This is a genomic window from Noviherbaspirillum pedocola, from assembly GCF_016632335.1.
Classification (GTDB): Bacteria; Pseudomonadota; Gammaproteobacteria; order Burkholderiales; family Burkholderiaceae_D; genus Noviherbaspirillum_A; species Noviherbaspirillum_A pedocola.
In genome coordinates this window covers 615,438-642,354 of the sequence record NZ_JAEPBG010000002.1, presented here as the reverse complement: position 1 = coordinate 642,354, position 26,917 = coordinate 615,438, and the positions used below count along the sequence as shown (strand labels likewise).

General features: G+C 62.2%; 25 protein-coding genes. 5 read left to right on the top strand and 20 right to left on the bottom strand.

What is annotated here, in order from left to right; genetic code table 11:
• Nucleotides 1–4: 4 nt before the first annotated feature.
• On the bottom strand, nucleotides 5–1,492 hold the full coding sequence (locus JJB74_RS08085; protein WP_200591296.1) for an efflux RND transporter periplasmic adaptor subunit: 1,488 nt from the start codon (nucleotides 1,490–1,492) through the stop codon (nucleotides 5–7).
• A gap of 216 nt (nucleotides 1,493–1,708) precedes the next feature.
• Here JJB74_RS08085 and JJB74_RS08080 point away from each other — a divergent pair, with 216 nt between their 5' ends.
• Nucleotides 1,709–2,242 (top strand): DUF3617 domain-containing protein, encoded by a 534-nt coding sequence (locus JJB74_RS08080; RefSeq protein ID WP_200591295.1) that lies wholly within the window; start codon nucleotides 1,709–1,711, stop codon nucleotides 2,240–2,242.
• Nucleotides 2,243–2,277: 35 nt separating this feature from the next.
• Here the strand turns inward: JJB74_RS08080 and JJB74_RS08075 are convergent, their stop codons facing one another.
• The 3 genes from JJB74_RS08075 to ppsA all read right to left on the bottom strand — a co-directional run bounded on the left by JJB74_RS08075 (nucleotide 2,278) and on the right by ppsA (nucleotide 6,252).
• Nucleotides 2,278–3,213 (bottom strand): SPFH domain-containing protein, encoded by a 936-nt coding sequence (locus JJB74_RS08075; RefSeq protein WP_200591294.1) that lies wholly within the window; start codon nucleotides 3,211–3,213, stop codon nucleotides 2,278–2,280.
• Nucleotides 3,214–3,225: 12 nt separating this feature from the next.
• On the bottom strand, nucleotides 3,226–3,645 hold the full coding sequence (locus JJB74_RS08070) for an NfeD family protein (RefSeq protein ID WP_200591293.1): 420 nt from the start codon (nucleotides 3,643–3,645) through the stop codon (nucleotides 3,226–3,228).
• Nucleotides 3,646–3,822: 177 nt separating this feature from the next.
• Nucleotides 3,823–6,252 carry a phosphoenolpyruvate synthase gene (gene ppsA / locus JJB74_RS08065; protein ID WP_200591292.1) on the bottom strand — a complete coding sequence of 810 codons (2,430 nt, stop codon included), beginning with the start codon at nucleotides 6,250–6,252 and terminating at the stop codon, nucleotides 3,823–3,825.
• Nucleotides 6,253–6,436: 184 nt separating this feature from the next.
• Between ppsA and ppsR the strand changes: the two genes are divergently transcribed.
• Both ppsR and JJB74_RS08055 read left to right on the top strand, forming a co-directional pair.
• The gene (gene ppsR / locus JJB74_RS08060; protein WP_200591291.1) at nucleotides 6,437–7,285 is read left to right on the top strand and encodes a posphoenolpyruvate synthetase regulatory kinase/phosphorylase PpsR; all 849 of its coding nucleotides are present in this window, start codon (nucleotides 6,437–6,439) and stop codon (nucleotides 7,283–7,285) included.
• 72 nt (nucleotides 7,286–7,357) lie between these two features.
• Nucleotides 7,358–7,714 carry a hypothetical protein gene (locus tag JJB74_RS08055; RefSeq protein ID WP_200591290.1) on the top strand — a complete coding sequence of 119 codons (357 nt, stop codon included), beginning with the start codon at nucleotides 7,358–7,360 and terminating at the stop codon, nucleotides 7,712–7,714.
• 138 nt (nucleotides 7,715–7,852) lie between these two features.
• Here JJB74_RS08055 and JJB74_RS08050 read toward each other — a convergent pair whose 3' ends face one another.
• From JJB74_RS08050 to rpsB, 16 genes are all read right to left on the bottom strand, one after another.
• Entirely contained in the window at nucleotides 7,853–8,638 is a 786-nt protein-coding gene (locus tag JJB74_RS08050) for a TrmH family RNA methyltransferase (RefSeq protein WP_200591289.1), read from the bottom strand.
• Entirely contained in the window at nucleotides 8,635–9,252 is a 618-nt protein-coding gene (rnhB, locus tag JJB74_RS08045; protein ID WP_200591288.1) for a ribonuclease HII, read from the bottom strand. Before rnhB ends, JJB74_RS08050 begins: the two co-directional genes overlap by 4 nt.
• Entirely contained in the window at nucleotides 9,249–10,391 is a 1,143-nt protein-coding gene (lpxB, locus tag JJB74_RS08040; RefSeq protein ID WP_200591397.1) for a lipid-A-disaccharide synthase, read from the bottom strand. The genes rnhB and lpxB overlap by 4 nt, the downstream gene beginning before the upstream one ends.
• Nucleotides 10,392–10,404: 13 nt before the next feature.
• A complete protein-coding gene (lpxA, locus tag JJB74_RS08035) occupies nucleotides 10,405–11,196 on the bottom strand; it encodes an acyl-ACP--UDP-N-acetylglucosamine O-acyltransferase (protein WP_200591287.1) in 792 nt (263 codons plus the stop codon).
• The gene (gene fabZ, locus JJB74_RS08030; RefSeq protein ID WP_200591286.1) at nucleotides 11,196–11,666 is read right to left on the bottom strand and encodes a 3-hydroxyacyl-ACP dehydratase FabZ; all 471 of its coding nucleotides are present in this window, start codon (nucleotides 11,664–11,666) and stop codon (nucleotides 11,196–11,198) included. The genes lpxA and fabZ overlap by 1 nt, the downstream gene beginning before the upstream one ends.
• An 11-nt stretch (nucleotides 11,667–11,677) precedes the next feature.
• The gene (gene lpxD, locus JJB74_RS08025; protein WP_200591285.1) at nucleotides 11,678–12,739 is read right to left on the bottom strand and encodes a UDP-3-O-(3-hydroxymyristoyl)glucosamine N-acyltransferase; all 1,062 of its coding nucleotides are present in this window, start codon (nucleotides 12,737–12,739) and stop codon (nucleotides 11,678–11,680) included.
• Between the two features lie 9 nt (nucleotides 12,740–12,748).
• Nucleotides 12,749–13,231 (bottom strand): OmpH family outer membrane protein, encoded by a 483-nt coding sequence (locus JJB74_RS08020; protein WP_200591396.1) that lies wholly within the window; start codon nucleotides 13,229–13,231, stop codon nucleotides 12,749–12,751.
• Between the two features lie 86 nt (nucleotides 13,232–13,317).
• Nucleotides 13,318–15,651, bottom strand: a complete 2,334-nt coding sequence (bamA, locus tag JJB74_RS08015) for an outer membrane protein assembly factor BamA (protein WP_200591284.1) — start codon at nucleotides 15,649–15,651, stop codon at nucleotides 13,318–13,320.
• Nucleotides 15,652–15,721: 70 nt separating this feature from the next.
• Nucleotides 15,722–17,086, bottom strand: a complete 1,365-nt coding sequence (gene rseP / locus JJB74_RS08010) for an RIP metalloprotease RseP (protein WP_200591283.1) — start codon at nucleotides 17,084–17,086, stop codon at nucleotides 15,722–15,724.
• Nucleotides 17,083–18,255 carry a 1-deoxy-D-xylulose-5-phosphate reductoisomerase gene (gene ispC / locus JJB74_RS08005; RefSeq protein ID WP_200591282.1) on the bottom strand — a complete coding sequence of 391 codons (1,173 nt, stop codon included), beginning with the start codon at nucleotides 18,253–18,255 and terminating at the stop codon, nucleotides 17,083–17,085. The genes rseP and ispC overlap by 4 nt, the downstream gene beginning before the upstream one ends.
• 3 nt (nucleotides 18,256–18,258) lie before the next feature.
• On the bottom strand, nucleotides 18,259–19,083 hold the full coding sequence (locus JJB74_RS08000; protein ID WP_200591281.1) for a phosphatidate cytidylyltransferase: 825 nt from the start codon (nucleotides 19,081–19,083) through the stop codon (nucleotides 18,259–18,261).
• Nucleotides 19,083–19,841 carry a polyprenyl diphosphate synthase gene (gene uppS, locus JJB74_RS07995; protein ID WP_200591280.1) on the bottom strand — a complete coding sequence of 253 codons (759 nt, stop codon included), beginning with the start codon at nucleotides 19,839–19,841 and terminating at the stop codon, nucleotides 19,083–19,085. The genes JJB74_RS08000 and uppS overlap by 1 nt, the downstream gene beginning before the upstream one ends.
• A 63-nt stretch (nucleotides 19,842–19,904) precedes the next feature.
• Nucleotides 19,905–20,465, bottom strand: coding sequence for a ribosome recycling factor (frr, locus tag JJB74_RS07990; RefSeq protein WP_200591279.1), 561 nt, complete (start codon nucleotides 20,463–20,465; stop codon nucleotides 19,905–19,907).
• Between the two features lie 53 nt (nucleotides 20,466–20,518).
• Entirely contained in the window at nucleotides 20,519–21,235 is a 717-nt protein-coding gene (pyrH, locus tag JJB74_RS07985) for a UMP kinase (protein ID WP_200591278.1), read from the bottom strand.
• Between the two features lie 174 nt (nucleotides 21,236–21,409).
• Nucleotides 21,410–22,288 carry a translation elongation factor Ts gene (gene tsf, locus JJB74_RS07980; protein ID WP_200591277.1) on the bottom strand — a complete coding sequence of 293 codons (879 nt, stop codon included), beginning with the start codon at nucleotides 22,286–22,288 and terminating at the stop codon, nucleotides 21,410–21,412.
• Nucleotides 22,289–22,452: 164 nt separating this feature from the next.
• Entirely contained in the window at nucleotides 22,453–23,208 is a 756-nt protein-coding gene (rpsB, locus tag JJB74_RS07975; RefSeq protein ID WP_200591276.1) for a 30S ribosomal protein S2, read from the bottom strand.
• Nucleotides 23,209–23,512: 304 nt separating this feature from the next.
• Here rpsB and map point away from each other — a divergent pair, with 304 nt between their 5' ends.
• Nucleotides 23,513–24,343 (top strand): type I methionyl aminopeptidase, encoded by an 831-nt coding sequence (gene map / locus JJB74_RS07970; protein ID WP_200591395.1) that lies wholly within the window; start codon nucleotides 23,513–23,515, stop codon nucleotides 24,341–24,343.
• Between the two features lie 8 nt (nucleotides 24,344–24,351).
• Entirely contained in the window at nucleotides 24,352–26,904 is a 2,553-nt protein-coding gene (locus JJB74_RS07965) for a [protein-PII] uridylyltransferase (protein WP_200591394.1), read from the top strand.
• The last annotated feature ends 13 nt before the right edge of the window (nucleotides 26,905–26,917 follow it).

Below are 26,917 nucleotides of genomic sequence, written 5' to 3'. Positions count from 1 at the left end.
CGCTTCAGCGCTCCTGGCCGCTGGCGCCGGCGCTGCGTGGGCGCGACGGCATGGCGGACGTACCGCCCTTGTCGGCCGCGGCGGGGGTGACCGAGTTTCCGCCCGGCGCGGAAGTGCTGCCGTTGCCGGCAGCCGCGGTCGAAGCGGTCGTATTGCCGCTGGCGTCGGCATTGTTCGAGCCGGCATTGGCAGCCGCGGCGTCGCCACCGTGGCCGCGCTTGCCTGCGCCCTGCCCGGCCGCACCGCCCTGGCGTCGACGCTGCCCGCCCGTGCCTTGCGGTGTGGCCGGACGATCGGCCGGCAGCGCTACCTTGTCGCCATCCTTCAGGCGGTCGGCGCCCTCGGTGATGACCTTTTCACCGGCTTCGAGACCGGACACGATCTGCACGCGGTCTACCGTCGCCAGGCCGGTCGTGACCTTGCGAAAGGCGACGGTGCGCTCCTGCGCATTGAGCACATACACATAATCGCCATTGCTGCCATGGCGCAGTGCATTGACCGGCACGGTCAGCGCTTCCGGTATCGTGCGCAGCAACAGCCGCACATTGACGAACTGGTTCGGAAACAGCGTGCGCTGTTCATTGGTGAAGCGCGCCTTGGCTTTGACAGTGCCGGTCTGCACATCGACCTGGTTGTCCAGCGCGTGGAAGCCGCCTTCGGCCAGCACGGTGTTGCGGGTGCGGTCCAGCGCGGTGACATGCATGCCGCCGCGCGCGTCCTGCCGCAGTTCCGGCACCCGATCCTGCGGAATGGCAAACACCACATCGATAGGCGCGATCTGGGTGACCACGGCGATGCCATTGGCATCGCTGCCGCTGACGATATTGCCGACATCCACATTGCGCAGGCCGACCCGGCCGCTGATCGGGGACATGACCTTGGTGTAGCCGAGATTGAGCTTGGCCGTGCCTTCGGCGGCACGGTCGGCGACCACCGTGCCTTCGAGCTGACGCACCAGCGCGGCCTGGGTGTCGACATCCTGGCGCGCAATCGAATCCTGCGCGAGCAGCGTCTGATAGCGTTGCAGCGTCAGACGCGCATTCTCGAGCTGCGCTTCATCCTTCTGCCGCTGGCCGGTGGCCTGCATCAAGGCCATTTCGAACTGGCGCGGATCGATCAGCGCCAGCACCTGGCCAGCCTTCACTTCCTGTCCTTCGGTGAACAGTACCTGCTGCATCACGCCAGACACCTGCGGCCGAACCGTCACGGTGGCCGGCGGCGTGACGGTGCCGATCGCATCCAGCGTCACCGGCAGCGCCACCTGCTCGGCGGCGCCGACGCCAACGGTGGTCACCGGCATGCCGCGGCCGCCGGGTGCGCCAGGCGCGCCGGGGCGCGCGCCGGCAGTCGGCTCTTGCTTGTGAGTGAGATGCCAGGCCAGCGCGGCAAGCGCAAGCAACACGAGAATGGCAATCACGCTGCCGAGCAGGCGGCGCGGTCGGGAAGTTGTCGTCTTTGGGGGAGTTTGGGGATCGCGGGATCGGGTGTCCATACCAGTCTTTCTGAACCGCGCTGAGCCTGCGGTTTTGATGCTTCGGCCATCGGCAATCCGGGCCGGAAAAAAGGCGGCCTCAGTCTAACACGGTGATCTTGGCGTCGCTTGCGGGCGGGAAATGGTTTTACATTACTTTACGCCCTCAGGCTTTACGGAACCCATCAGGCGGCGGGCTATCAGAACCTGATATCGAAATGAACAAGGGAGCAAGGATTGAGACGTTCGACACCAGCTTTTTCAGCAGCGCTGCTTGCGATCGCGCTGGGCGCACCGGCTGCGGCTTTCGCAGAGAAAAACATCGCCATCAAGCCAGGCCTCTGGGAAGTCAGGGCAAACTCGGGTCTGCTTTCCATGATTCCCGCATTGCCGCCGGAGAGGATGGACCAATTGCGCGCACTGGCCAGCGAACACGGCTTCAAGCTGCCTCGCATCGAAAATGGCGCGGCTTCCTCGCGCATCTGCGTCACGCCCGAGATGGCAAGAAGTAACCGGCTGCCGAATGCCTATCAGGCGGAATCGGGTTGCAGCAGCAGCGATGCGCGGCGTGAAGGCAACCGTCTCAGCGCCGAGATTCGCTGCAGCGGCGACCGTGTGCGCGGCACCGGTCATACCGATGCGTTGCTGCAGAACCCGGAAAGCTTCACCGGCCGCACCAGCTTCTCGGGCACCTTCGATGGGCAGCCGGTCAATGAAGGGGCCGATATCAGCGGCCGCTGGGTCGCGGCCAGTTGCAGTGAGGTGCGTTGAGGCCGCGTGCGGCAGGCGCAAGCGCCGCAACCTGATCAGCGTGGTGTTTCGCGCGATTGCGACTTCACCACCTGCAAGGCGGTGGCAATCATGCCGGACAGGTTGCTGACATCGGCCGGCACCACCAGGCTGTTATTGGTCTTTGCCAGGTTCGCAAATGCGTTGACATACTGCTCGGCCACCTTCAGGTTCACCGCGTCCGCGCCGCCCGGTTCGCGGATCGCGGATGCTGTCTGGCGCAAGGCATCGGCAGTCGCCTGGGCAATGGCAATGATCGCGGCGGCCTGCCCCTGTGCCCGATTGATTGCCGCCTGCTTTTCACCTTCGGATTTCGCGATCGCCGCTTCGCGCTCGCCAGCGGCGATATTGATCTGTTCCTGACGCCGGCCTTCTGATGCGGCGATCAGCGCCCGCTTCTCGCGCTCGGCGGTTATCTGCGCCTGCATCGCATGCAGGATTTCCTTGGGCGGCGTCAGATCCTTGATCTCATAGCGCAGTACCTTCACGCCCCAGTTGGTGGCCGATTCATCGATCGCATTGACGATGGCAGTATTGATGTGGTCGCGCTCCTCGAAGGTTTTATCAAGCTCCATTCGACCGATCACCGAGCGCAAGGTCGTTTGCGCCAGTTGCGTAATCGCGGCGACGTAATTCGAAGAACCGTAGGAGGCGCGCATCGGGTCGGTCACCTGGAAGTACAGAATGCCATCCACCTGCAATTGCGTGTTGTCCTTGGTGATGCAGACCTGCGGCGGCACATCCAGCGGTATCTCCTTGAGCAGATGCTTGTATGCGATGCGGTCGATGAACGGCACGACGATATTCAATCCGGGGCCGAGAATCGCATGGTATTTGCCGAGGCGCTCGACGACCCAGGCATGCTGCTGCGGAACCACCTGTATCGTCTTGCCGATGAAGACCACGGCCAGAATGAAAATGATGAGCGCGATCGTGCCGATGCTGAGTTCCATGACTGCTCCCTGTTAGTGAGTTTCATTGGATACGACGAGACGACTTCCATGGACTTCGCGAATCACGAAGCGGCCCGGACGCGCTTCCGCGCCCGACGCCAGTTCCACGTCCCACAAGGCGCCGCGATAGCTGACACGGGCGACACCGGCCTGCCAGTGCGATACATCGACAGTCTGGCCAATATCGAGGTTGAGATCAGGATTACGGTCCGGACGCGGTCGGCCGCGGCGCATCCGATGCAGCAGCAAGGTGGCGGCGCTGCCTACCAGGCCTGCGAGCACCAGTTGCGCTTCCATACCGGCGCCGGCCCATGCTGCGGCTGCGCCGGCAAGCGCGCCAAGCGCGACCATCAAGAGATAAAAGGTGCCGCTGAAGATTTCCAGGATGACCAGCGCGGCGGCCAATGCAATCCAGACGATCCAGTCACTCATTTCCCGCCTCCAAAACAAAAGCCCCGGCGACGCAAGGTGGCAGGGGCTAGAAGGAACAGCAAGAACTGTTATTGTTAATTGTTCTGCGGCTTCAGTGCTGGGCAGTGTATCCGAAAAATTGCGCTATCCAAACTCTTCACACAAATTTCGAACACACTGTTCCATGATCGCAACGCCTTACTTTTTGCGTTGCGCCAGCGTTTGCCACGTATCGATCACCGAGTCCGGGTTCAGCGACAGCGAGCCAATACCTTGCTCCATCAGCCACTCGGCGAAGTCCGGATGGTCGGAAGGACCCTGACCGCAGATGCCGACATACTTGCCCTGTGCGCGGCAGGCATTGATCGCACGGGACAACATCGCGGTTACTGCCGGATCGCGCTCGTCGAAATCCGCTGCCAGCAATTCCATGCCCGAATCGCGGTCCAGGCCCAGGGTAAGCTGGGTCAAATCGTTCGAACCGATCGAGAAACCATCGAAGTATTCGAGGAATTGCTCGGCCAGAATTGCATTCGACGGCACTTCGCACATCATGATCAGACGCAGGCCGTTTTCGCCACGCTTCAGGCCGTTCTGCGCCAGCAGATCGATGACCTTCTTTGCCTGGCCGAGCGTACGCACGAAAGGCACCATGATCTCGACATTGGTCAGGCCCATCTCATCACGCACCCGCTTCATTGCCTGGCATTCCATCTGGAAGGCTTCGGCGAAGTCGGCTGCGAGATAACGCGCGGCACCACGGAAACCGAGCATCGGGTTTTCCTCGTCCGGCTCGTAGCGCGAACCACCGATGAGCTTCTTGTACTCGTTCGATTTGAAATCGGACAGACGAACGATCACCGGCTTCGGCCAGAATGCGGCGGCGATGGTCGCCACGCCTTCGGCCAGCTTGTCGACGTAGAACGCCTTCGGCGAAGCATGACCGCGCGCGACCGATTCCACTGCCTTTTTCAAATCCTGGTCGATGTTCGGGTACTCGATGATCGCCTTCGGATGCACGCCGATATTGTTGTTGATGATGAATTCCAGACGCGCCAGGCCAACACCATGGTTCGGAATTGCCTGGAATTCGAAGGCCAGCTGCGGATTGCCGATGTTCATCGTGATCTTCAGCGGGATTTCCGGCAGTTCGCCGCGGCTGACTTCGGTGACTTCGGTTTCCAGCAAGCCGTCATAGATGCGGCCCTCATCGCCTTCCGAGCAGGACACGGTGACCAGCGTGCCATCCTTCAGCACCTCGGTGGCATCGCCGCAGCCGACCACCGCGGGCACGCCAAGCTCACGGGCGATGATCGCCGCGTGGCAGGTGCGGCCACCGCGGTTGGTGACGATGGCGGCGGCGCGCTTCATCACCGGCTCCCAGTTCGGGTCGGTCATGTCGGCAACCAGCACGTCGCCGGGCTGCACGCGTTCCATCTCGGACGGATCCTTGATCACGCGCACCGGGCCCGCGCCGATCTTCTGGCCGATCGCGCGGCCGGAGGTCAGCACCGAGCCGCTGCTCTTCAAGCGATAGCGCTGCTGCGCCTGATCGCCATGCTGCTGCGACTTCACCGTTTCCGGGCGCGCCTGCAGGATATACAGCTTGCCGTCGCGGCCATCCTTGCCCCACTCGATATCCATCGGGCGGCCGTAGTGCTTTTCGATGATCACTGCATATTTCGCCAATTCGATGATTTCCTCATCATTGAGCGAATAACGGTTGCGCAGTTCGATAGGCACATCGATAGTCCGCACCGAGCGGCCAGCCTTGGCTTCGCCGGTGAATTCCATCTTGATCAGCTTGCTGCCGATGTTGCGGCGGATGATAGGCAGCTTGCCCTGCTCGAGCATCGGCTTGTGCACATAGAACTCGTCCGGGTTGACCGCGCCCTGCACCACGGTTTCGCCGAGGCCATAGCTCGAGGTGATGAACACCACATCGCGGAAACCCGATTCGGTATCCATGGTGAACATCACGCCGGCAGCGCCGACGTCCGAGCGCACCATGCGTTGCACGCCAGCGGACAGCGCCACTTCGGCATGGGTAAAGCCCTTGTGAACGCGATAGGAAATGGCGCGATCGTTATACAGCGAAGCGAATACATGCTTCATCGCTTCCAGCACATTGTCGATGCCGACGACGTTCAAGAAGGTTTCCTGTTGTCCGGCGAAGGAAGCATCGGGAAGATCTTCCGCGGTGGCCGACGAGCGCACGGCGAAGGACACCTCAGCCGCGGAATCGGCAACCAGGCGCTCGTAGAACGTGGTGATTTCCTGTTGCAGACGCGGCTGGAAAGGCGTGTCGATGATCCACTGGCGGATTTCTGCGCCGGCCTGGGCCAGGGCGCGCACGTCGTCGACGTTCAGATCCGCGAGGCGGTTTTCGATGCGTTGCGCCAGCGACTGACCGCCTTGCTCGCTGTAGGAAAGAAAGTCACGGAAAGCCTGCGCGGTGGTTGCAAAACCACCAGGAACGCGCACGCCTGCACTAGCCAGCTGGCTAATCATTTCGCCCAGCGACGCATTCTTGCCGCCGACCGATTCAACATCGCTCATCCGCAGATTTTCGAACGATGCTACGTAGGTGGCCTCCTGGGAGCCCCCCGTGTTTGCTGCATTGGACATGTGAACCTCAAAGGTGATGATAAGAAATCGGTAAGTGCGCCGCCCGTGGCAGGGGTTTTTGCTATTCTTCGATCGGTTTGGGCGGTTTTCATTTGCCCGACATTCTACAGGCGCCGTCAAGATTTGCCTTGTACAATTCCACAACTTTTTGTTCCGTAATCAACTCCATTCTCCGGCCAGTCCAATGCGCGATCCCGCTTCTTCTTCTCTTCCTGCCGCCGAACGCACGGTGTTTTTTGTTTCCGACGGCACGGGCATTACCGCCGAGACCTTCGGGCATTCCGTGCTGACCCAATTCGAGTTGCGCTTCAAGCAAATTCGCCTGCCCTTCATCGACACGCTTGAGAAGGCTTATGACGCGGTACGCCGCATCAACGAGTCCTGTGTCCAGGACGGCAAGCGTCCAATCGTTTTTTCCACCCTGGTCAAGGCCGACCTGTCGGCTGTGGTGCGCCGCTCCAGCGGCATGCACATGGACCTGATCCATACCTTCGTCGAGCCGCTCGAGCAGGAGCTGGGCATCAAGTCGAGCCACACCATCGGCCGCAGCCACAACATCGCCGACTCCGACGAATACAAGAACCGCATCGAGGCGATCAATTTCTCGCTGGCGCATGACGATGGACAGTCGGACAAGAACCTGGCGCTGGCCGATGTGATTCTTGTCGGCGTATCCCGCTCGGGCAAGACGCCGACCAGCCTTTACCTGGCCATGCAGTACGGCATCAAGGCAGCGAATTACCCGCTGATTCCCGAAGACTTCCAGCGCGGCAAGCTGCCCGGCACCCTGGCGCAATACAAGAACAAGATATTCGGCTTGTCGATTGCTCCGGAACGTCTTGCTGAAGTGCGCAACGAACGTCGGCCAGGCAGCAAATACGCCGCCCTGGAAAATTGCCGCTACGAAATCAATGAGGCGGAAACGATGATGCGACGGGAAGGAATACGCTGGATGTCCTCGACGACGAAGTCGATCGAGGAAATTGCCGCGACGATACTGCAGGAAATCAGGCTGGAACGACATTCGTATTGATTTGAAGCGAGCGTGTGACGCAATCTTCCGGAGCCTGATCTGTCGAATACATGGAAAGGTTCTGGAGGATATATGGATGCGGTCATGGTCGAGTTACTGCTGTGGGCAGGCTTGATCTTCTTCCTGTGGGTACTGAAGGACACCATGGGCAAACTCGAGTCCGACATCGAGCGTTCACGCGCTGGCAGGAAATCAGCCGTCGCCCGCAGTCGCCCGTTCGTTCGGGCTCGTGTCGAGTCGTTCAGTGAACCGATCGGCAGCTATGGCGGCGCGACGATTTATCGATATGCGCACATCGACGGCAAGATCTACCGTTTCGAGCATATTTGCCCTTGGGTAGCCGACCTCAAGCTGCTGCCGCATCAGCGTTGTATTGAGCCTGGTTTGCTGTATTCGGAATGTGGCAGCGAAACCGTACGACGTTCCTGAAACGCTGTGCGCATTGACTGAGGGTCTGCGCTGTCGCTGCAGGAGCGCGAACTGCCGAGGTAAGGCGCGCCATACGAGAAGCCGCGGTGCGCGTCCAAAGCTACAGGGGGCAGGTTCGATACCGACGTACTGCAAGCGCTACTTGCGGCTGAGCTTCTGCCGCACGCTTTCAAACAGGCATACCGCCGCGCTCGCGGCGACATTCAGCGATTCGATCGGTCCCAGGTGCGGGATTGCCACGTGCCGGCCGGCGAGCGCAAGCAACTCCGCGGAAACGCCCTGCCCTTCGTGCCCGAACAGCCAGGCCACAGGCTGCGAAAGATCGGTGTCGTAAATGCTCGCGCTCGCATGCGAACTGGTCGCCAGCACCGGCAGCCTGGCGGTTTTCAGCAGAGAGGCTAGATCCGCATGCTCGTGGATCTGCAAGGTGAAATGCGCACCCATGCCGGCGCGCAAGACCTTGGGCGACCACGCGAACACCGTTCCAGCACTGCAATGGACTTCCCGGATGCCGGCCGCCGCGGCACTGCGCAGGATGGACCCGAGGTTGCCGGGATCCTGCAGATTGTCGAGCAGCACTGCCGCTCCGGAAAGCTCGGTTGGCGCGTCGAGTTGCGGGGTGTCGATGACGAACATCAGGCCAACGCCATGCTCCACCTGGCTGAGCGCGCCATACAGAGCATCCGGAAGTACCACGGAATGCGTGCCGGCACAGCGTTCGAGTATGGCCACGACTTCCGGATTGACCATCGCGCTATCGCTGGCGACGCAAATCGCCGGCAAGCCGACCGCGTCGAGATAGGCTTCGCACAGATGCACACCGTCGAGCAGCGTGCGGCCCGCGCGGCGCCGCGCCTGCGAACTGGTCGCCAGCGCCTTGAGTTCCTTGTACAGCGCGTTGTCGCGCGAGCTGATCCGCTTCATGCGCCCTCCTTTTCCAGCAGCAAGCGTACTGGCGCATACGAACGGCGATGCACCGGCGATACGCCATGCATGCGCAAACGCTCGAGATGCAGCGCGGTCGGATATCCCTTGTGCTGGTTGAAGCCGTACTGCGGATAGTCGAGGTGCAGCGCTTCAAGCGCGGCATCGCGCGCGGTCTTGGCGAGGATGGATGCCGCGGAAATCTCTGCAACGAGATCATCGCCGCCGACGATCGCTTCGCAGCGCACGGAGGCGACCGGGCAACGGTTGCCATCGATCAGCGCGAGTGTCGGCGCATGGCGCAAACCTTCGATCGCGCGGCGCATGGCCAGCATCGTCGCATGCAGGATGTTCAGGCGATCGATCTCCTCTTCGCAGCATTGCGCCACTGACCAGGCGAGGGCATCGCGCCGGATCGCCTCGGCCAAGGATTCGCGCCGTGCCGCAGTCAATTTCTTGGAATCACGCAAACCTTCAATCGGCCGCGTCGGATCGAGAACGACAGCCGCGGCAAACACCGGCCCGGCCAGCGGACCGCGGCCCGCCTCATCGACGCCGCAAATGATTTCCCCGGCCCGATCGAACAGCGGCAGGCTTTTTGGGCCGCGCTTCATGCCAGTCTTCCACGTTGCGATGCGAGCAGTTGCAGCACCGCCCGCGCGCTTTCGCGCGAGGTGTCGCGCAACAGCGTGTGATGCATTTCGGTGAAGCGGCGACGCAATCTGCGGCGCGCGCTCTCATCGGTCAATTGCAGCCAGACTTCTTCGGCGATCGCTTCCGGTGTCGCCGCATGCTGCAGCAGCTCGGGCACCAGGAATTCCCGCGCCAGGATATTCGGCAAGCCCACCCACGGCTGGTAAGCCATGTGCTTCAACACATGCCAGGAGGCGGGCATCATCTTGTAGGCGATGACCATCGGCTTCTTGAACAACGCAACTTCCAGCGTCGCGGTGCCGGAAGCGACCAGCACGGCATCGGCGGCGGCGATGGCCGCATGCGACTGGCCGTCGAGTATCGTCAGCGGCACGTCGGCAAGGCCGGCGGATTTCAACAGGCTTTCAAAGAGACCGCGCTGCGCCGCGCCGGCCATCGGCACCACAAAGCGCAGCCCGGGCTCGCGCGCGGCCAGCAGCTTCGCCGCGCCGATGAAGGCTGCGCTGTTGTACTTCAGCTCGGACATGCGGCTGCCCGGCAGGATGGCAACGACCTTGGCGTCATCGGGCAAGCCTAGCGCAGCGCGCGCCGCGGCAACGTCGGGCGTCATCGGAATGACTTCAGCCATTGGATGACCGACGTAGGTGACCGGAATACCTGCCTTGCGGTAGATCGCTTCCTCGAAGGGGAATACCACCAGCATGTGCGACACCGAACGCGCAATCTTCTTGATGCGTCCGCCGCGCCAGGCCCAGACCGATGGGCTGATGAAGTGCACCGTCGGAATACCCGCCGCCTTCAGTTCCGCTTCCAGGCCCAGGTTGAAATCCGGCGCATCGACGCCGACGAACACGCCCGGCCGCTCTTTAAGCAGCTTCTCGCGCAGCGCATCGCGTATGCCCTTGATCTCACGGTAATGCGCAAGCACTTCGAACAGGCCGCGCACTGCCAGTTTCTCCATCGGCCAATCACTACGGAAACCAAGCTCTGCCATGCGCGGACCACCAATGCCATGCACCAGCGCATTCGGCGCCTGCGCGCGCACGCCCGTCAGCAGGCGCGCCGCGAGAAGATCGCCGGAAGGTTCACCGGCGACCATGGCGATGTTGAGATCAGCGGACGATGCCACGTGTTGCGTTGTCCAGGAATTCGCGCATGCGACGCAGATGCGCGCCACCGTCTTCGTTTTGATAGGCGGGATCGGCTTCGATGGCCGCTTTCGCCTCGTCCAGCGTCAGCCCGGACTTGTAGATCAGCTTGTACGCACGGCGGATGGCGGCGATGTCTTCACCGGAAAATCCGCGCCGCTTCAGGCCTTCGATATTCAGGCCGCGCACAGCGATGGGCGTGCCGGCAGCCAGCACATACGGCGGCACATCCTGCGACAGGCTGGCGTTCATGCCGACGAAGGCATGGTCGCCGATCTTGCAGAACTGATGCACGGCCGCGAAGCCGCTCATGATGACCCAATCGCCGACATGCACATGACCGGCAAGCGTGGCGTTATTCGAGAAGATCGTGTTGCTGCCGACCTGGCAATCATGCGCGAGATGCACATAGGCCAGGATCCAGTTGTCATTGCCGAGCCGTGTCGTGCCGGCATCCTGCACGGTGCCGGTATTGAAGCTGCAGAATTCACGGATCGTGTTGCGGTCGCCGATCTCAAGCCGGGTGTCTTCGCCCCGGTACTTCTTGTCCTGCGGAGCGGCGCCGAGCGAGCAGAACTGGTAGATCAGGTTATCGCGACCGATCGTGGTATTGCCCTCGATCACCACATGCGATTTGATGCAGGTGCCGGCGCCGATCTTCACCTTCGGGCCGATCACGGAATACGGCCCGATCTCGACCGTAGCATCGAGCTCCGCCATCGGATCGACGATGGCGGTGGGATGAATCTTCGCCATCACTCACCCGCCGGCTGGCTGGCATCAACGGCGCTGCGCATCGTGCACATCAGTTCGGCCTCGACCGCGGTCTCGCCATCGACGACACCACGCGCCTTGTACTTGTAGATGCCACGCGCCGCGCGCATCAGTTGAACTTCCATACGCAGCTGGTCGCCAGGACCCACCGGCCGCTTGAAGCGCGCATTGTCGATGCCGACGAAATAGACAATAGAATTGCTGTCCGGCTTTACGCCCTTGCTCATGAAGGACAGCAGCGCTGCGGTCTGGGCCAGCGCTTCGATCATCAGCACGCCCGGCATCACCGGCTTGTGCGGGAAGTGACCGTTGAAGAATTCCTCGTTGATTGTGACGTTCTTGATTGCGGTGATCGACTTGTCCAGCTCATAGTCGAGTACCCGGTCCACCAGCAGCAGCGGATAGCGGTGCGGCAGATACTCCTTGATCTGGTTGATGTCGAGGGTGTTCATAGCGTTCTCTTTCAATTCTCTTCTTTCTTGTTATCGGCAAGCCGTTCCACGGTCTTCTCGAGTTCACGCAGACGACTGCGCATCTTCGTCAGGTTACGCAGGATGGCTGCCGACTTTTCCCATTCCGCATCGCTGGCGAAAGGATAGTAGCCAGTGTATTTCCCCGGCTCAGGCAGGGAGCGGCTGATCATGGTTGCCGCGGTTACATGCACATGGTCGGCGATGGTGATATGCCCGCTGATCATCGCCGCGCCGCCAAAGGTGCAGTACTTGCCGATCCTGGCGCTGCCGGCCACGCCGACACAGCCCGCCATTGCGGTGTGCGCGCCGATGTGGCAGTTGTGGCCGATCTGGATCTGGTTGTCGAGCTTGACGCCATCCTCGATGACGGTGTCGGCCAGCGCGCCGCGGTCGACCGAGGTATTGGCGCCGATTTCCACGTCGTTGCCGATCACGACGCGGCCGGTTTGCGGGATCTTGATCCACGCGCCGCCTTCGTTCGCAAAGCCGAAACCATCCGCCCCGATCACCGCGCCGGAATGCAGGATGCCACGCTCGCCGATGACGCAGCGCGCATGGAAGCACACCCGCGCATGGAAATGCGTATGCGCTCCCACCGAGGCGCCGCGACCTATGTAGCTGCCGGCATCGATGCGGCAATACTCGCCAACATGCGCATCAGCCTCGATGGTGACATGCGGACCGATGCAGGCAGTCGCCGCCACGCGCGCGCTCGGATCCACCACTGCGCTGGGATGGATACCCGGCGTCACCGGCGGCGCAGCGAGTTCGGCGAACCATTGCGCGGCACGCGCGAAATAGGCGTAGGGGTTGGGGGTGACGATACGCGCGCCCGCATATTCAGGACCGATGCGGCCGTGTTCCGCCTCGGTAAGAATCAGGGCCGCCGCATGACTGGCGCTAGCCTGATCGCGCAGCTTGGCGTTGGACAGAAAGCTGATTTCGGTCGGACCGGCGACATCAAGCGGCGCGATGCCGGTGACTTCCAATTCGCCATCGCCAGTCAACTGACCGCCCAGACGCTCGATGAGAGCTTGGAGCCGGATCGCCATTGCCGCCGCTTATTTGTTGAGCGCCTTCAGCACCTTGTCGGTGATGTCGATGCGCGGGCTGATGTAGACGGCTTCCTGGAAGACGATGTCGTATTTCTCGGCTTCAGCGATTTGCTTGATCACGCGGTTGGTGCGATCGAGCACTGTGGCCAGCTCTTCGTTGCGGCGCTGGTTCAAATCCTCGCGAAACTCGCGCTGACGACGCTGAAAATCCTTGTCGAGCTCAGCCAGCTCGCGTTGCCGTCTGCCGCGGTCGGACTCGGAAAGCACCGGCGCATCCTTATCCAGCTTGTCCGACATCGCTTTGAGCCGTGCAGCCATGTCCTGCAGGTCCTTGTCGCGCTTCGAAAATTCCTGTTCGATCTTGGCATTCGCCGCCTTGGCAGGCGCCGCTTCGCGGAAGATGCGTTCGGTGCTGACAAAGCCGATCTTCATTTCCTGGGCCTGCGCCTGGGCGGAACCGATGACTAGCAGCGATGCCGCCAGCAGCATCGCGCACCGGTTGCTCAGAGATTGGGGAAGGGAAAACTTCAAGGTCTTTCTCCGCGTTTGCAAAAAACAGTAATGATAACCGCTCGTCAGAAGCCGGTGCCGAGCTGGAACTGGAAGGCCTGGGTGCGATCCGCATCCTTGGCATTGAGCGGCTTGCCGAACGACAGCTTCAGCGGCCCGATTGGCGATACCCAGCTGATACCCAGACCCGCTGAATAACGGAAGTTGGCCGGCGTAATGCGCTCGCCCGCCGTGGTGTTGAAGACGTTGCCGCCGTCGACGAAGGTGAACCAGCGCAGCGTACGATCTGTGCCGCTGCCCGGGAACGGGAACTGCAATTCAGCGTTGAAGAACGCGCGCGCATTGCCGCCGGTGACGTCCTGCCCGGTAACCGGGTTCACCTGCAGCGACGAGGATTCATAACCGCGCACCGACCCGATACCGCCGGCATAGAAGTTCTTGAATACCGGATAGGGCCGGCTGCCGATCGCATGGCCGTAATCGAGCTCGCCGTTCAGTGCCAGCGTGGTGCTGGTGGAGAACAGTGGCCTGAAATACTGCTGCTGATACGTGCCGCGGTAGTAGCGCAGATCGCCGAAGGTGGAGACATCCAGGTTCGCGCGCTGATAGCGGCCCTTGCTCGGCACGAGGGAACTGTCTCGGCTGTCACGCTGCCACGCCACAGTGAACGGGAAGCCAAGCGTCTTGGCGCTGGTGCCCGAACCGAAGTCGCTGACGTACTGCTGGTAGAGCAAGGGGCTGGTCGGATCGACGTCGACCTGGGTATGTTCCACACCCACGCCGAAGAACACGGTGTCGACCTCGTTGAATGGCACGCCGAAACGCACGTTGCCGCCGATGGTGCGGATCCGGTAGTAGCCCGTGTTCACCGCGGGCGGCGTGGACGTACGCAGGAAGGTTTCGATACTGCGGCTGATGCCGTCATCGGTAAAGTATGGATTGACCTGCGTGAGCGCGATGGTGCGGTTGTACTTGCTGGTATTCACATCCAGGCCCAGCGTATTGCCGCTGCCGAAGACGTTGGCCTGCTGGATCGAGCCCGTCAGCGTGACCTTCTCGCTGCTCGAGAAACCCGCGCCCAGCGAGATCGCGCCGGTCGGCTTCTCGGTGACATTCACGTTCAGGTCGACCTGATCAGTCGTGCCCGGCACTTCGGGCGTCTCGACATTGACTTCGGTGAAATAGCCAAGGCGATCGATACGGTCGCGCGAGAGCTTGATCCGCGAGGCGTCGTACCACGAGCTCTCGACCTGACGCATCTCACGGCGGATCACTTCGTCGCGCGTGCGGGTATTGCCGCCGATGTTGATGCGGCGCACATACACGCGCTTGCCCGGGTCGATCAGAATCGTGAAGCCGACTTCCTTCTTGTCGCGATTGACTTCCGGATTGGCATTGACGTTGGCGAATGCATAGCCGAATTCACCGAGACGGTCGGAAATCTTCTTGATGCTTTCGGTGAGCTTCTGTCCCGAATACACATCGCCGGGCTTGAGCTCGACCAGCGTCTTCAGCTCATCCTGGCGGCCGAACATTTCGCCTTCGAGCTTCACGTTGGATACCGTGAACTTGTCGCCCTCGGTGATATTGATCGTGAGGTAGATGTCCTTGCGGTCCGGCGAGATCGATACCTGTGTCGACTCGACCTGCATTTCCAGATAGCCGCGGTTCAGATAGTAGGACTTCAGCGCTTCGATGTCGCCGGTCAGCTTCTGCTTCGAATACTGGTCGTTCTTGGTGTACCAGGTGAACCAGCCGGGCGTGGTGAGCTTGAGCACATCGCGCAGCTCCTTGTCGGAGAAGGCCTTGTTGCCGACGATGTTGATCTGCCGAATGCGGGAGACGTCGCCCTCGTCCACGGTGAAATTGATATTGACCCGGTTGCGCTCCACGGGCGTCACGGTCGTGGTGATCTTCACGCCATACAGGCCGCGCGACAGGTATTGGCGCTTCAACTCCTGCTCAGCGCGATCGAGCAGCGCCTTGTCATAGATGCGCGACTCGCCCAGGCCGATTTCCTTCAGCGCCTTGGTCAGGGTGTCCTTGTCGAATTCCTTGATGCCGGTGAAGTCGATGGACGCGATCGCGGGCCGCTCTTCAACCGTCACCACCAGCACATTGCCCTCGGCCTCGATGCGCACATCCTTGAAGAAGCCGGTGGCATACAAGGCCTTGATTGCCGCCGAAGCGCGGTCATCGGTGAAGGTGTCGCCAACTTTCACCGGCAGATAATTGAAGACCGTGCCGGCCTCAGTGCGCTGTATGCCCTCGACCCGGATGTCCTTCACAACGAACGGCTCGATCGCGCAGGCGTAGCCGGAACACAGGGCAAAAGCGGCAATGGCGAGCAGACGGCGGGGAAAAAAAGGCAAAGGAGAGCGCTCTGAATTCAATTTCATTGGCTGTTGTTATGTAATGGATGCCGCCGCTCATGCATGGCGGCGGCGACTTCCCTGGGATGCTTTTGGCTCAGGAGATGAGCCGGACGATGTCATTGAACACCGCGACGATCATCAGCGTCATCAGGATACCGATCCCTGCGCGCTGGGCCAGTTCGCCGAACCTTTCGGGAACCGGGCGCCCGGTCAAAACTTCCAGCGAATAATACAGCAAAAGCCCCCCATCCAACACCGGGATGGGTAGCAAATTCATTACGCCCAGACTGATGCTGATGAAGGCGATGAAGGACAGATAGCTGACCATGCCGATGCGCGCGGTCTGCCCGGCGTAATCGGCAATCGTAATCGGGCCGGTGATGTTCTTCAGCGAGACTTCGCCGATGAGCATGCGACCCAGCATGCGCACCGTCATGACCGACGTGTCCCAGGTTTTCTGCGCACCGCGCAGGAGAGCCTTGTGCAGCGGTGCGCTGGCATTGATCATCTCCGGCGCCATCGCCACCTCCGCGCCGATGCGACCAACGCGCTGCCCCTTCTTCTCCACTGCTTCGGGCTGCACCGTCAGCATGAGCGGCACGCCATTGCGCAGCACGGACAACTCGAGATCGCGCTGCGGCGCCGCGCGCACGAGATCGATGAATGCCATGCCGTCCTGCACCGGCTTGCCATCCACGGCTTGAATCCGATCGCCTTCACGCAGCCCCGCCTTTGCCGCCGGGCTGTCCGGCATGATCTTGCCCATCATCGCGGGCGGCCGCGCCAGATCGAGACCAAGCGTCGGCAGGAAATCGGTTTCGAGATCCACGCCAGACAAGGCTTCGGCCGGGATCACTGCCTGGCCACGCGTCTTGCCCTGCGGCGCGGCGTCTTGGCGCTCGTATTCAATGGTCGCGGCATGCCGATCGACCGCCGAGCGCAGCAGCCGCCAGCGCATGTCGGACCAGATCTGCACCGGCTCGCCATCGACTGCAGTGACCATCTCGCCACCGCGCAGGCCGGCTGCATACGCAGGCGTGCCCTGCGCCACCGCGCGCAGCCGCGGCGCCGGTTCCGGGATGCCATGCACATACAGCGCGGCGAAGACGAGAATGGCGAGCAGGAAGTTCGCCAGCGGACCGGCGGCGACGATGGCGATGCGCTTCCACACCGATTGCGCGGTGTATTCGCGCGCCAGTTCATCGCGCGACAGACCGGACACATCAGTCTCGCGCGCATCGAGCATCTTCACGTAGCCGCCCAGCGGCAGCGCCGATAATGCCCATTCGGTCTGATCGGGCCCGAAGCGGCGCGACCAGACGATCTTGCCCATGCCGACGGAAAAGCGCAGCACCTTGACGCCGCACAGGCGCGCCACCCAGTAATGTCCGAGTTCGTGCACCACGACCAGCACGCCGAGCACCACCACGAAAGCCACCAGGGTCTGGAGAAGCATCATGAGATGAGATATCCGGTTGCAAGCGAGCGGGCGCGACGATCCTGTTCCAGCACCGCCGCGATGTCGGCCACCGGCTCATGCGGCAGCGCGTCCATCACCCTCGCTATCAGTTGATCGATCATGCGGAAGCCGATGCGCCCCGCGAGGAAGGCTTCGACCGCCACTTCATTGGCTGCATTCAGCAGCGCCGGTGCAGAACCGCCGGCGCGCAGTGCATCATACGCCAGCCGCAGGCACGGAAAGCGCGTGAAGTCTGGCGGCAGGAAGCGCAGTTGCGCAAACGCGGTCAGATCCAGCGGCGCGACACCGGAAGCGATGCGCTCGGGATAGGCAAGCGCATGCGCGATCGGCGTGCGCATATCCGGATTGCCGAGCTGTGCCAGCACCGAGCCATCGACATACGACACCATGGAATGGATCACGCTCTGCGGATGGATGACCACATCGATCTGATCGGCCGAAGCGCCGAACAGCCAGTGCGCCTCAATCACTTCGAGGCCCTTGTTCATCATCGTTGCCGAGTCGACCGAGATCTTTCGCCCCATGACCCAGTTCGGATGCGCGACCGCTTCTTCGGGCGTCACATCGCCCAGGGTTTCCACCGCGCGGTTCAGGAAAGGTCCGCCCGACGCAGTCAGCAGGATCTTCGCAATGCCGTGCGCCTGCGGCGTACGCGCATAGTCCTGCGGCAGGCACTGGAAGATCGCATTGTGCTCACTGTCGATAGGCAGCAGCGTGGCTCCATTCGTCGCCACCGCATCCATGAACAACTGGCCGGACATCACCAACGCTTCCTTGTTGGCCAGCAGTACCTTCTTGCCGGCGCGGGCCGCGGCGAGCGTGGGCGCGAGGCCGGCGGCGCCAACGATGGCCGCCATTACCGCATCGCACTCGGGCGCGGAAGCGATGGCGCACAATGCCGCCTCGCCGCAGGCCACCTCGATTGCCAGGCCATCGGATGCGAGTAATTCACGCAGTTGCGCGGCTGCTGCCTCGGTGCCGACAACCGCGACCCGCGGCCGGAAACGCCGGCATTGGTCCGCCAGTTCCTGCACCCGCGTATGCGCTGACAAGGCATGGACCCGATAGCGATCCGGATGACGCGCGACCACGTCCAGCGTCGAGACGCCGATGGACCCGGTCGAGCCTAATATCGTGAGGTTTTGCATGAGCTAGAGAGGGGACGACAGCGCCAGGAGCGCAGCCAGCGGCATCACCGGGATCAGCGCGTCGATGCGATCGAGCACGCCGCCATGGCCAGGCAGCAGGCTGCTGCTGTCCTTGAAACCGATGCGGCGCTTGAGCATGGATTCAAACAAATCGCCCGCCACACTGATGGCCACCAGCGCGGTCAGGATCAGCAACAGTCCACCCCAGCCAAAGCCATGCAGCATGTGCGTGGAAAAGGTGTCGGCAAGCATGGGCAGGCGAGTGGACAAGGAGGCGATCACGAGCACCGCGAGCCAGCCGCCGATGGCGCCTTCCCAGGATTTGCCAGGAGAGATCGAAGGCGCAAGCTTGCGCTTGCCAAAGGCCTTGCCTGAGAAATAAGCACCGATATCCGCGATCCAGACGATCGCCATCACCGACAGCAGATACAGCGCCGAATGCTGGTACAGCAACGCGATGGCGATGAAGCAGGCCAGCACGGACAACACGTAGACCCAGGACATCAGCCGGTTGGCTGGACGACTGAGTTCGGGCAGACCGAACTTGAGCGTCGGCGCGAAGCGGATCAGCCATAGTGCGGCCGAGAGCATGAACAGCAGGTGCTGCGTGCGGACGTCTGCGCGCAGCAGGAGCCAAAGCAGCGGCAGGCACCACAGCGCCGCTGACAAGACTGGCCGCGGACTGCGGAACAGGCGCAAGCTTTCCCACGCCGCCGCCGCGAAGAATGCGGTCAGCACCGCCGAAAACAGCAGCTTCGAACCCGACCACGCCACTGCCAGAAGCACCGCAAGCAGCAAGACCGCCGTGATGACGCGGGTTCTCAGCATCAGGAAGCCTTTTTCGCTTCCACCAGCTGTTCACTGGTGCGGCCGAAGCGGCGTTCACGCTGCTGGTAGGAGGCGATCGCCTCGTCCAGCGCGGCGGCGCCGAAATCGGGCCAGTAGGTATCGGTGAAATACATCTCGGCGTACGCGAGCTGCCACAGCAGGAAGTTCGAGATCCTTTCCTCGCCGCCGGTGCGGATGAACAGATCCGGCTCGGGCGCATAGGCCATGGCCAGATACGGCTCGAGCTGCTCTTCGCTGAAGTTACCCGCACCCGGATGCTCGGCCACCATGCGGTTAACCGCCTGCATGATGTCCCAGCGGCCGCCGTAATTCGCGCATATCGTCACGGTGAGCCGCGTGTTATTCGCGGTGCGCCGCTCGGCATTGGCGATCATGCGCTGCAGCTTTTCATCGAAGCGCGACAGATCGCCGATCACCTTCAGGCGGATTTCGTTGACATGCATCTTCGTGATCTCGCGCTCCAGCGCGGTCATGAACAGGCGCATCAGCACCGATACTTCCTCGGGCGGACGACGCCAGTTTTCCGAACTGAATGCGAACAGGGTCAGGAACTCGACGCCGCGATCGACGCAGGCCTCGACCACATCGCGCACGCGTTCAACGCCCTTCGCATGCCCGGCTACGCGCGGCAGAAAGCGCCGCGTGGCCCAGCGTCCGTTGCCGTCCATGATGATCGCGATATGCCGCGGCACCACGCCGGTCATCGGTATTTGCTGCGTCGAACTCGTATGCTTCATGAAGTTATGTCTCGTTGGATGGGCGCAGGCCGCAAAGCGACCCGCGCATCAAACCGACCGTCCTCAGACCGTCAGGATTTCCTTTTCCTTCTCGGCCACCATCTTGTCGATTTCAGCGACATAGCGGTCGGTCAGCTTTTGCACATCATCCTGCGCGCGGCGCTCGTCGTCCTCGGAAACCGCCTTGTCCTTGACCAGCTTCTTCAATCCTTCATTGGCATCGCGACGCACATTGCGCACCGCGACCTTGCCTTCCTCGGCTTCAGTCTTGACCAGCTTCACCATTTCCTTGCGGCGCTCTTCGGTCAGCGGCGGCGTCGGCACGCGGATCATGTCGCCCTGGGTCGACGGGTTAAGGCCGAGGTCGGATTCGCGGATCGCCTTTTCCACCGCGGCGACCATCTTCTTTTCCCACGGCTGCACGCCGATCGTGCGCGCGTCGATCAGGGTGACGTTGGCCACGCCGCTGATCGGGGTCGGGGTGCCGTAATAGTCGACGCGCACATGGTCCAGGATGCCCGGATGCGCGCGCCCGGTGCGCACTTTCGCGAGATTGCTCTTCAGCGTCTCGAGCGATTTGCGCATTTTTTCTTCGGTACTTTTCTTGACGTCAGCGATGGTCATGCTGCTCTCCTGTATTGCTTGGAATATTCGATAAATCAGACGTGGCCAAAGGCTTAAACGTGAACCAGCGTGCCCTCATCCTCGCCGAGCACGATGCGCGCCAGCGCGCCGGGCTTGACGATGGAAAACACGCGGATCGGCAGTTTCTGGTCGCGGCACAGCGCGAACGCGGTGGCGTCCATCACCTGCAGATGGCGCGAGATGGCTTCGTCGAAGCTGATGCTGCTGTAGCGGGTCGCGCTCGGATCCTTGTTCGGATCGGCGCTGTAGACGCCGTCGACCTTGGTGGCCTTGAGCACCACCTGGGCGCCGATTTCCGAGCCGCGCAGCGCGGCGGCGGTGTCGGTGGTGAAGAACGGATTGCCGGTGCCGGCGGCAAAGATGACGATCTTGCCTTCTTCGAGATACTGCAGCGCCTTCGGCCGCACATAGGGCTCGACGACCTGCTCAATGGAAATGGCGGACATCACCCGCGCGGTCATGCCCTGCTGGCGCATCGCATCGGCCAGCGCCAGCGAATTCATCACAGTGGCGAGCATGCCCATGTAGTCCGCGGTGGCGCGGTCCATGCCCTGCGCGCCAGGCGCGACTCCGCGAAAGATGTTGCCGCCTCCGATGACGATGGCCAGCTCGACGCCGAGCTGTGCCACTTCCTTAACGTCCGCCACCATGCGCTCGATCGTGGCGCGGTTGATGCCGTAGGCGTCGTCGCCCATGAGGGCCTCACCGGAAAGCTTCAGGAGTACGCGCTTGTACGCTGCTTGAGTCATAGATTTGGCTCCAATGGATATTCCGGTTGTTCACACACTGTCTTGCATCCCGGAACATGGCTCGATAATCGGCCATTTTACAGCGCCATCGCACGACTCCGGGACGAAGGCGGGCAATGTCCCTGCCCGCCCGTTAAAAAAACGGGCCTTTCGGCCCGTTTTGTTTCGCCCGACTCAGGCGCCTTTGGCGGCAGCCACCTGGGCAGCCACCTCGGCGGCGAAGTCGTCCACCTTCTTCTCGATGCCCTCGCCGACCACGTACAGCGTGAAGGATTTCACGGTCGTGTTATTGGCCTTGAGCATCTGCTCGACGGTTTGCTTGTCGTTCTTTACGAAAGCCTGGTTCAGCAGCGACACTTCCTTCAGGTACTTCTGCACCGAACCTTCGACCATCTTGGCGGCGATGTCGGCCGGCTTGCCGGATTCCTGGGCCTTCAGCGTCGCCACCGAACGCTCGCGCTCGATCAGCTCGGCCGGCACGTCAGAAGACGCCAGCGCCACCGGTTTCATCGCGGCGATGTGCATGGCCACGTCTTTCGCGACCTGCTCGTTGTCGCCTTCATAAGCGACCATCACGCCGATGCGGGTGCCATGCAGGTACGAGACCAGCTTGCTGCCCTCGAAACGCTTGAAGCGGCGGATCGACATGTTTTCGCCGATGCGGCCGACCAGCTCGGTGCGGGTTTCTTCGATGGTCTTACCGTCGTTCTGCAGCGCGGACAGCGCGGCGACGTCGGCCGGGTTCTGCTCGGCGGCCACGCGAGCGACATCGCTGGCCAGCTTCAGGAAGTCGTCGTTCTTGGTGACGAAGTCAGTTTCGCAATTGACTTCGACCAGCGCGCCGACGTTGCCATTGATATAGGCCGCGACCACGCCTTCGGCGGTCACGCGCGAGGAAGCCTTCGAAGCCTTGCTGCCGAGCTTCACGCGCAGAAGTTCTTCTGCTTTCCCCATGTCGCCGGCGGCTTCGGTCAGCGCCTTCTTGCATTCCATCATCGGCGCATCGGTTTTGGCGCGGAGTTCGCCAACCATTGCTGCGGTAATTGCTGCCATCTTGTTCTCCTTGCTAGCGGAGGGCCGCCGTGGCGGCCGCTCGATCATTCAGAAATGTTTGCTGCGATGTTATCGAGGCTCGAAAAGAGGCTCGAAAAAAAGGGGCGAACCGATGTTGCCCCTTTTTGCGTCCCGCCCGCGGCCGGGCCGCGGACCGAGGCAGATTATGCCTGCTCGTTGACTTCGACGAATTCGTCGCTGCCAGCTTCGCCGCGAATCGATTCGACCAGGTCGGTCGCCGCGCTGTTGCGGCCTTCGATGATCGCGTCCGCCACGCCGCGCGCATACAGCGCGATGGCCTTGGAGGAGTCGTCGTTGCCAGGGATCACGTAAGCCACGCCGTCCGGCGAGTGGTTGGTGTCGACCACGCCGATGACCGGGATGCCCAGCTTGGCGGCTTCGGTGATGGCGCCCTTGTGGTAGCCGACGTCGATGACGAAGATCGCGTCAGGCACGCCGTTCATGTCCTTGATGCCGCCGATGGACTTTTGCAGCTTGTCCATTTCGCGACGGAACATCAGCGCTTCCTTCTTGGACATCTTTTCCACCGAACCGTCTTCCACGGCGGCTTCCATTTCCTTCAGGCGCTTGATCGAGGTCTTGATGGTCTTGAAGTTGGTCAGCATGCCGCCCAGCCAGCGCTGGTCGACATAGGGCACGCCTGCGCGCTGCGCTTCGGCGGCGATAAGGTCGCGCGCCTGGCGCTTGGTGCCAACCATCAGCACGGTGCCACGGTTCGCAGCCAACTGGCGAATGTACTTCATCGCTTCGTTGTACTTGTTGAGCGTGACTTCGAGGTTGACGATATGAATCTTGTTGCGGTGGCCGAAGATGTACGGAGCCATCTTGGGGTTCCAGAAGCGGGTTTGGTGTCCGAAATGGATACCGGCTTCCAGCATTTCGCGCATGGTAACAGCCATGAAATTCTCCAGGGTTGGGTCTGGAATCCGGTCAGTCACCCACGTAGCAAAAAGCACAGCGGGCACCCTTTTTGGAACCGGATTCGCGATTGAAAGAAAGTTAACTCGACTGGGTCAGTCAAGCGAACCCCGGATTCTAACCGGATTTGCGGGCCCGAGGCAAGGCGCATACCATCCGCATGGACCGGAAACAGCGGCTGGCGGCGGCCCCACCGCGCAGGAAACGTCGTTGCAAAGCCTCGTCTATAATCGCGCCTTGTCCCTGCCCTTCGCCGCCCCGGCGACTTCCAGCAAAGCATTCACCATGGCTGCCATCACCATCAAGACCGAAGAGGATATCCGCGGCATGCGCGTCGCCGGCCGCCTCGCCGCCGAAGTCCTCGATTACATTGCCCCGTTCGTGAAACCGGGCGTCACCACCGGCGAGCTCGACCGGCTCTGCCACGACTACATGGTCAATGTGCAGGGCACGGTGCCGGCGCCGCTGAACTACTGCCCGCCCGGCTACACGCCCTACCCGAAATCGATCTGCACCTCGGTCAACGACGTTATCTGCCACGGCATCCCCGGCGACAAGGCGCTGAAGAACGGCGACGTGCTCAACATCGACGTCACCGTCATCAAGGATGGCTACCACGGCGACACCAGCCGCATGTTCCTCGTCGGCCAGCCTTCCATCCTCGCCAGGCGCCTGGCCGACATCACCTATGAATGCATGTGGATCGGCATTTCGAAGGTGAAGCCGGGCGCGCATCTCGGCGACATCGGCCATGCGATCCAGCAGCACGCGGAAAAGGCCGGCTACAGTGTGGTGCGCGAATTCTGCGGCCACGGCATCGGCAAGATCTTTCATGAAGAGCCGCAGGTGCTGCACTACGGCCGACCGGGCACACTCGAAAAACTGGTGCCGGGCATGATCTTCACCATCGAGCCGATGATCAATGCCGGTCGGCGCGAGATCCGTGAGATGACCGACGGCTGGACCATCAAGACTAAGGACCGCAGCCTGTCGGCGCAATGGGAGCACACGATCCTGGTCACCGAGACCGGTTATGAAGTGCTGACCGTCTCGCCCGGCATGCCGGCGCCGCCCGCCTTCATCGCATCGCAGGACACGCAAGCCGTCACCGCATGAGCATCGCCATGGCCACGCTTGCGCCGGAGCTGAAGGAGAGGCTGAAGCTTGATCGCGCTAGCGCCATCTCCGCCTACGACAGCCACCGCAACCCGGACCGTCTGACCACCGAGCTGCGGCAATGCGTCGATCGCATTCTCACTGCCGCCTGGCGCGAGCTGGCCATGCCGGACGACAGCGCGCTGGTCGCGGTCGGCGGCTATGGCCGTGGCGAGCTGTTTCCGTATTCCGACGTCGACGTGCTGATCCTGCTGCCGGCGGCGCCCGACGGCACGGCCAAGGAGCGGCTGGAGGCGCTGGTGCAACTGCTCTGGGACCTTGGCCTGGAGATCGGCCACAGCATACGCACCGTCGACGAATGCCTGACCGAATCCGCGGCCGACATCACGGTGCAGACCAGCCTGCTGGAGTCGCGCCTGGTGTGCGGCAGCCGCAAGCTGTTCACGCAATTGCAGGACCGCTTCTTCGCGGCGATGGACGCGCAGGAATTCTTCCAGGCCAAGACGCTGGAGATGCAGCAGCGCCATGCAAAGTACGAGGACACGCCCTACAGCCTCGAGCCCAACTGCAAGGAAAGCCCGGGCGGACTGCGCGACCTGCAGGTAATCCTGTGGATCGCCAAGGCTGCGGGCCTGGGCGACTCCTGGCGCAAGCTGGCCGCGCGCGGCCTGATCACGCCGCTGGAAGCGCGTCAGCTGGCGCGCCAGGAACGCACGATCAAGGACATCCGCGTGCGCCTGCATCTGCATGCCGGCCGGCGCGAGGATCGCCTGGTATTCGATGTGCAGACGCCGCTGGCGCTGTCCTTCGGCTTTGCCAATACCGAGAGCCGGCGCGCCAGCGAATTCCTGATGCAGCGCTACTACTGGGCCGCGAAGGCGGTGACCCAGCTCAACACCATCCTGGTGCAGAACATCGAAGGCCAGCTGTTCCCGCAGCCGGCCTGCCCGCTGGCGATCAACCAGCGCTTCAACGAGGTCAACGGCCTGATCGACATCGCGCACGACAATGTGTTCGAGACCACGCCCTCGGCCATGCTCGAGATCTTCCTGCTGATGCAGCAGCACCGCGAGCTGCGCGGCATGACCGCGCGGGCCATGCGCGCGCTGTGGCATGCGCGCACCCGCATCAACGCCGCCTTCCGGCGCGACCCGGCCAACCGCGCGCTGTTTCTGCGCATCCTGCAGGAGCCGGAAGGCATCCTGCATGCGCTGCGCCGCATGAACGGGCTGTCGGTGCTGGGCCGCTACCTGCCCAACTTCCGCAAGATCGTCGGCCAGATGCAGCATGACCTGTTCCATGTCTACACCGTGGACCAGCACATCCTGATGGTGGTGCGCAATGTGCGCCGCTTCACCATGCCCGAGCATGCGCATGAATATCCGTTCTGCAGCCAGTTGATGGCCAACTTCGAGCGGCCGTGGGTGCTGTATGTGGCGGCTTTGTTCCACGATATCGCCAAGGGTCGCGGCGGCGATCATTCGCTGCTGGGCATGAGCGATGCGCAACGCTTCTGCCGCGACCATGGCATGTCGACTGAAGACACCGAGCTGGTGGTGTTCCTGGTGCAGCATCACCTGGCGATGTCGCATGTGGCGCAGAAGCAGGACCTGTCGGACCCGGCGGTGATCCGCGAATTCGCCACGCTGGTCAAGGACGAGCGCCATCTGACCGCGCTGTATCTGCTCACCGTTGCCGACATCCGTGGCACCAGCCCGAAGGTCTGGAACGCGTGGAAGGGCAAGCTGCTGGAAGACCTGTTCCGCATGACGCTGCGCGCGCTCGGCGGCGAAGCGCCATCGGCCGCGCGCGAGCTGCGCAGCCGCCAGAACGAAGCCCTGCGCACGCTGCGGCTTTACGGCTTGCCCGAAGGCGCGCACGAGCGCCTGTGGAACCAGCTCGACACTGCCTACTTCCTGCGCCACGACGCTTCCGACATCGCCTGGCAGACGCGCATGCTCTACACCCGCGTCGATGCCGACCAGCCCATCGTCAAGTGCCGGCTCGCGCCGATCGGCGAAGGCCTGCAGGTGACGGTCTATGTCAAGGACCAGCCCGACCTGTTCCTGCGCATCTGCGCCTATTTCGAGCGCAAGAATTTCAGCATTCTCGATGCGAAGATTCACACCACCAGGAACGGCTATGCGCTCGATACCTTCCTCGTCACCGAGCCGGCATTCGCCAACAGCTACCGCGACATCATCACGCTGATTGAACACGAGCTGGCCGAGGCGTTGTTGCATCCCGAGGTGCCGCCGCCGCCGCGCAAGGGCCGGCTGTCGCGGCTGTCACGCAGCTTCCCGGTCAGCCCGACCGTGGACCTGCGGCCCGACGAGCGCGGCCAGTATCACCTGCTGTCGATCTCCGCAGGCGACCGCAACGGGCTCCTCTATTCGGTCGCCAGCGTGCTGGCCAAGTACCGCGTGAACCTGCATGCGGCCAAGGTGATGACGCTGGGCGAGCGCGTCGAAGACGTGTTCCTCGTCGATGGCCCGGTGCTGCAGCATGCGCGCAGCCAGATCCAGCTCGAGCGCGAACTGCTCGATGCCTTGCAGGCCTGAGTCTTTTTATCTT

Excerpts from the sequence above, each read along its gene's own strand:
- JJB74_RS08085 (WP_200591296.1), bottom strand. The coding sequence starts at position 1,492 with ATGGACACCCGATCCCGCGATCCCCAAACTCCCCCAAAGACGACAACT.
- JJB74_RS08075 (WP_200591294.1), bottom strand. The coding sequence starts at position 3,213 with ATGGAACTCAGCATCGGCACGATCGCGCTCATCATTTTCATTCTGGCC.
- JJB74_RS08070 (WP_200591293.1), bottom strand. The coding sequence starts at position 3,645 with ATGAGTGACTGGATCGTCTGGATTGCATTGGCCGCCGCGCTGGTCATC.
- ppsA (WP_200591292.1), bottom strand. The coding sequence starts at position 6,252 with ATGTCCAATGCAGCAAACACGGGGGGCTCCCAGGAGGCCACCTACGTA.
- ppsR (WP_200591291.1), top strand. The coding sequence starts at position 6,437 with ATGCGCGATCCCGCTTCTTCTTCTCTTCCTGCCGCCGAACGCACGGTG.
- JJB74_RS08055 (WP_200591290.1), top strand. The coding sequence starts at position 7,358 with ATGGATGCGGTCATGGTCGAGTTACTGCTGTGGGCAGGCTTGATCTTC.
- JJB74_RS08050 (WP_200591289.1), bottom strand. The coding sequence starts at position 8,638 with ATGAAGCGGATCAGCTCGCGCGACAACGCGCTGTACAAGGAACTCAAG.
- rnhB (WP_200591288.1), bottom strand. The coding sequence starts at position 9,252 with ATGAAGCGCGGCCCAAAAAGCCTGCCGCTGTTCGATCGGGCCGGGGAA.
- lpxB (WP_200591397.1), bottom strand. The coding sequence starts at position 10,391 with ATGGTCGCCGGTGAACCTTCCGGCGATCTTCTCGCGGCGCGCCTGCTG.
- lpxA (WP_200591287.1), bottom strand. The coding sequence starts at position 11,196 with ATGGCGAAGATTCATCCCACCGCCATCGTCGATCCGATGGCGGAGCTC.
- fabZ (WP_200591286.1), bottom strand. The coding sequence starts at position 11,666 with ATGAACACCCTCGACATCAACCAGATCAAGGAGTATCTGCCGCACCGC.
- lpxD (WP_200591285.1), bottom strand. The coding sequence starts at position 12,739 with ATGGCGATCCGGCTCCAAGCTCTCATCGAGCGTCTGGGCGGTCAGTTG.
- JJB74_RS08020 (WP_200591396.1), bottom strand. The coding sequence starts at position 13,231 with ATGCTGCTGGCGGCATCGCTGCTAGTCATCGGTTCCGCCCAGGCGCAG.
- bamA (WP_200591284.1), bottom strand. The coding sequence starts at position 15,651 with ATGAAATTGAATTCAGAGCGCTCTCCTTTGCCTTTTTTTCCCCGCCGT.
- rseP (WP_200591283.1), bottom strand. The coding sequence starts at position 17,086 with ATGATGCTTCTCCAGACCCTGGTGGCTTTCGTGGTGGTGCTCGGCGTG.
- ispC (WP_200591282.1), bottom strand. The coding sequence starts at position 18,255 with ATGCAAAACCTCACGATATTAGGCTCGACCGGGTCCATCGGCGTCTCG.
- JJB74_RS08000 (WP_200591281.1), bottom strand. The coding sequence starts at position 19,083 with ATGCTGAGAACCCGCGTCATCACGGCGGTCTTGCTGCTTGCGGTGCTT.
- uppS (WP_200591280.1), bottom strand. The coding sequence starts at position 19,841 with ATGAAGCATACGAGTTCGACGCAGCAAATACCGATGACCGGCGTGGTG.
- frr (WP_200591279.1), bottom strand. The coding sequence starts at position 20,465 with ATGACCATCGCTGACGTCAAGAAAAGTACCGAAGAAAAAATGCGCAAA.
- pyrH (WP_200591278.1), bottom strand. The coding sequence starts at position 21,235 with ATGACTCAAGCAGCGTACAAGCGCGTACTCCTGAAGCTTTCCGGTGAG.
- tsf (WP_200591277.1), bottom strand. The coding sequence starts at position 22,288 with ATGGCAGCAATTACCGCAGCAATGGTTGGCGAACTCCGCGCCAAAACC.
- rpsB (WP_200591276.1), bottom strand. The coding sequence starts at position 23,208 with ATGGCTGTTACCATGCGCGAAATGCTGGAAGCCGGTATCCATTTCGGA.
- map (WP_200591395.1), top strand. The coding sequence starts at position 23,513 with ATGGCTGCCATCACCATCAAGACCGAAGAGGATATCCGCGGCATGCGC.
- JJB74_RS07965 (WP_200591394.1), top strand. The coding sequence starts at position 24,352 with ATGGCCACGCTTGCGCCGGAGCTGAAGGAGAGGCTGAAGCTTGATCGC.